This is a genomic window from Aeromonas sp. QDB56 (genome assembly GCF_027705505.1).
GTDB lineage: Bacteria > Pseudomonadota > Gammaproteobacteria > Enterobacterales > Aeromonadaceae > Aeromonas > Aeromonas caviae.
Genome location: NZ_JAPDBZ010000215.1, coordinates 1 through 4,025, shown reverse-complemented (window position 1 = coordinate 4,025; position 4,025 = coordinate 1). Strand labels below are relative to the sequence as shown.

General features: G+C 58.6%; 3 protein-coding genes. All 3 read right to left on the bottom strand.

Annotated features, from left to right (window positions below):
• Window positions 1–282: 282 nt before the first annotated feature.
• Entirely contained in the window at window positions 283–1,245 is a 963-nt protein-coding gene (gene yidZ / locus OKB81_RS19630; protein ID WP_042058466.1) for an HTH-type transcriptional regulator YidZ, read from the bottom strand.
• Window positions 1,246–1,263: 18 nt separating this feature from the next.
• Window positions 1,264–2,436, bottom strand: coding sequence for an MFS transporter (locus OKB81_RS19625; protein WP_270792995.1), 1,173 nt, complete (start codon window positions 2,434–2,436; stop codon window positions 1,264–1,266).
• A gap of 323 nt (window positions 2,437–2,759) precedes the next feature.
• A complete protein-coding gene (gene blaFOX, locus OKB81_RS19620; protein WP_270805399.1) occupies window positions 2,760–3,908 on the bottom strand; it encodes an FOX family cephalosporin-hydrolyzing class C beta-lactamase in 1,149 nt (382 codons plus the stop codon).
• Window positions 3,909–4,025: the final 117 nt, after the last annotated feature.

Here is a 4,025-nt window from a genome sequence, read left to right as displayed (position 1 = left end):
CGATTAAATCAGATCACAAACGAAGCCTTTTTTCTATCTATTTCAATTGGTTGTAGCTAAAGATCCTGTACATGATGAATCGCAGTATCTAACGGTGCCATGCTGGCGTCTACAGCAAAAGCAGAAGTCAGAACATTCCATTTCAGAAAGTATGTTGCGACATTGTTTGGCGAGAAAACAGGCAACTAAGTAATCCATCGCCATCATCACCGCCGGTTAAATAATCAATAACAAGCCGAAACAGCTGACTCCGGCTAATCAATAGACATCGTAACTGTCACATTAACGTGGCAATTCGTCGTTATAGAGTCGCCGGATCTCGTTACGCAGCCACATCACCTTGGCATCCTGATTGTGCCGTTTGTGCCACAACAGGATGAAGGCGATCTCCAGCTGGGCGTAGAGCTTCTCCGGCAGCGGCAGCGGCATGGCGATCAGATTGCCGTGATGCCGACTGGCATAACCACCACAGTAGGAGGGGGCCACCGCGATCAGCTCGTGGCTCGACTGGGAGGCAATATGCAGCGCCTGCTCGAAACTGGCGACCATGATGGGCACCTCCCGCTTCAGCCCCTCATCCTCCAGCAGACTGTCGAGGGCCCAGGTATCGTTCGCTTCCCACACCATGCTGATCTGGGGGCAGGCCAGAAAGTTCTCCAGCGACCACTTCTGCTCGAGCAGCGGGTGATCCTTGCGCAGAAAAACCACCGGACGATCAGTAAATAGCACCTCGTGATCGATGTAATAAGGCAAGCGGTTGACCTTGGCCCGGGAGCGGCCATGGGTTTCGCGGGCGCAGAAGCCGAGATCCGCATCGCCATTGACGATGTCGTTGAGGGAGTGGTGATCCCACCCCAGCATCCTGACCACCGATTTCGGGTACTTCTCATAGATGGTCATGGGCAGATCGCTCAGGAAGCTGATGTAGAAGGGGGACTCCATCACCAGCGTAAAGCGGGCACCGTCGGGGATCGCATCGCTATTGAGCGAGGTGATGCTGTCGGTGAGCTGGAACCAGACCTTCAGCTCCTCCTCCAGGGTCAGGGAGAGGTTGGTCGGCTGCAACCCCTGCCGCACCCGCACAAACAGGGGATCGTCAAACCACTCCCGCAACTTGGCCAGAGACTTGCTCACCGCCGACGGGGTGACGCAGAGCTTCTTGGCCGCCCCCGCCACACTGCGCTCCTGCATCAGGTACTTGAAGACCACCAGCAGGTTCAAATCGAGTTCACCCAGGTTGCGCATATCCCCTCTCATCTTCCATCAGCCCTGCGACCGCGCTTCACGGACCGCGAGCCATGGTACCAGCCCTTTGACGGCCAGGTAACTGAGCTGTGCCAGCAGCAGGGCATAGATCAGCATCTCGGACGGAGTAAAGCCGAGCCGGCCAAGCAACCAGATATAGAGGCCGGAGAGGCTGATCTGCATGATGCAGAGCACGGCGCTGGCAAAGGCCACGTTATGCTGGCAACCATCGAGCGCCTCCCCCATCGCCACCCCGAAGCCACAGGAGAAGCCGACACAGACCAGCGCAAACCCCGGCAGCAACAGATGGATATCGCCCCCCGCCTGCCAGCTGCCGAGCAGTGAGCACGCCGCCAGCAGATAGGAGAGATGAGACACCGCCAGCACCTTCTGTTTGCCCAAACGGCGCAACAGCAGGGGGGTCAGGAAAGACGTGGACATGCTCACCCCGGCCATCACCATCATCACGATGGAGTACTGTTCGGTCGTGAAGCCAAACTCCTTCATCAGGATCAGCGGCGAGACGCTGACATAGACCAGAATGGCGGTCACGCTGGCACTGGTCAGCAGGGAGAGCAACATAAAGCGCGGCGAGCGCAGCAGGGCAAAGGGCAGCGCCGCGCCACTCCCCGGTTGCCGCGCCGGACGGGTCTCCTTGAGCAGCAGCAGGTTGACCAGACCGCTGACGGCAGCCACCAGCGCCATCGCCACGAAGATCCCGCGCCAGTCAAAATGGGACAGGATGAGATAACCGAGCACCGGCGCCAGCACCGGGATCACGCAGATCACCCCGTTGATCATCGAGAGCGCCATCGCCAGCCGCTCTTGGCTCAGCACATCCCGCAGCACGGTAAAGGTCATGATATAGAGCGCCCCGGCCCCGACCCCCTGCCAGAAACGGCCGAGGTAGAACTGGGTGATCCCCTCGGCATGACCTGCCACCAGCGAGGCGATGACAAAAATCAGCGCCCCCCCCAGCACCACCCAGCGCCGCCCGTAGCGATCCGCAATCATTCCCCCCAGCAGCACGGTCGCCGCCATGCCAAACAGATAGATGGAGAAGGCGGTGTGGATCTGCGCCTCGCTCGCCTGCAGGGTATCGGCAATCTGGGGCACGGCGACCAGATAGAGATCGATCCCGACCGGATAGAGGATGATCATCAGAAAACTGCACAACAGGAATACAGGCATGGATGCTCCATAGCAGATTGACCCGCCAGCCCCCGCCAGATGGCAGCAACAGGCGAAGAGTGGGCAGAGCCAAGGTGGTAACGAACGTAATGAACATGGCTGCGGACAGTGCCGCAATGGGGGAACTATATGGTGGGCCCTCTCCTGCACCTAGTGAAGAGATGGCGATCAGTACATTCCAATCAGGAAATTTTGTTTCTAACATCGAGCCATTTAGGCAGTAAACCCCACCACAGCACGATTACCGGAGATGGGCATACCCGCAGTGACGCCGGGGTTGCCCCGGCGTCACTGTCAAATGTGGAGACCTTGAACTCGGCCGATCACTCGGCCAACTGACTCAGGATGGCGTGAGCCGCCGTCACCCTGGCCTCGATGGGATAGTTGCGATTGGCCAGCATGACGATGGCGATCCCTCTGGCGGGCACGAACGCCACATAGGCGCCAAAGCCGCCGGTCGAGCCCGTCTTGTTATAGAGCCGCTGCTCGCCCATCGCTTTGGGCACCGCAAAGCGCGTAACCGGATTGGCCTGGAGGCTCACCGCTGGTGAGTTGCCCGCCAGCAATGTCTGCTCGGTCACCGGATAGGCGTAACTCTCCCAGCCCAGCCCCTGGGTCATTTCCCCTACAGAGTAGAAACCGGTGTGGGTCAGCGCGATCGCGCTTTTTACCGCGGCATCTCCCTGATACCCCATGTTTGCCTCGACAAACTTCAGCAGATCCGCCGAGCCGGTCTTGATCCCGTAAGCCTCGGCCGCCAGCACGCCCGGAGTGACCCGGATGGGCTTATCTTCCTTCGAATAGCCGTAGGCATAGTTCACCATGGCCGACTCCGGCACCTGGATATAGGTGTGGTGCAAACCCAGCTTGGGCAGCAGGGTCTGGCTCATCAGTTGCTCAAATGGCAGGCCCAGGGAGCTGGCAGCCAGATAGCCGAACAGACCGATGCTGGTATTGGCGTACTGACGATGGGTCCCCGCCGGATAAACCGGTGACCAGCTCAGATAGTAAGTGCGCATCTTGTCATTCGAATCCACCTTATCGGGGAACTGCAGCGGCAAACCACCCGCACTGTAGGTGGCAAGCTCGGCCATGGTCACACCATCGAAAGCGGAACCTTTGAGCCAAGGGGCGTGCTGGCTCACCTTGTCATCCAGCTCAAAGCCCCCCTTGACTGCGGCATAGGCACCGAGGGTCGCGGTCAGGGTCTTGCTGACCGAGCCAATCTCGAACAGCGTCTGCTCGCTGACGCGCTGGCCACTCTCGCGGTTGGCAACCCCATAGTTGAAATAGTGGGCCTTGCCATCTTTCAGCACGGCGACCGCCATCCCCGGGATCCGATACTCCTTGAGCATCGGCTGGATAATGCCGTCCACAGCGGCGGTCAGCGGAGCCCCCCCGCTGGCATAAGTACAAGGGGCTAGCAGCAGGCTACCCAGCGTCAGTAGCGCGAGCGCACGTCGTTGTTGCATATGGTTATTCTCGTGGTGAATGAAATTGGCATTAGCATAACATGTACAGGATCTTTAGCTACAACCAATTGAAATAGATAGAAAAAAGGCTTCGTTTGTGATCTGATTTAATCGCAA

Excerpts from the sequence above, each read along its gene's own strand:
- OKB81_RS19625 (WP_270792995.1), bottom strand. The coding sequence starts at position 2,436 with ATGCCTGTATTCCTGTTGTGCAGTTTTCTGATGATCATCCTCTATCCG.
- blaFOX (WP_270805399.1), bottom strand. The coding sequence starts at position 3,908 with ATGCAACAACGACGTGCGCTCGCGCTACTGACGCTGGGTAGCCTGCTG.
- yidZ (WP_042058466.1), bottom strand. The coding sequence starts at position 1,245 with ATGCGCAACCTGGGTGAACTCGATTTGAACCTGCTGGTGGTCTTCAAG.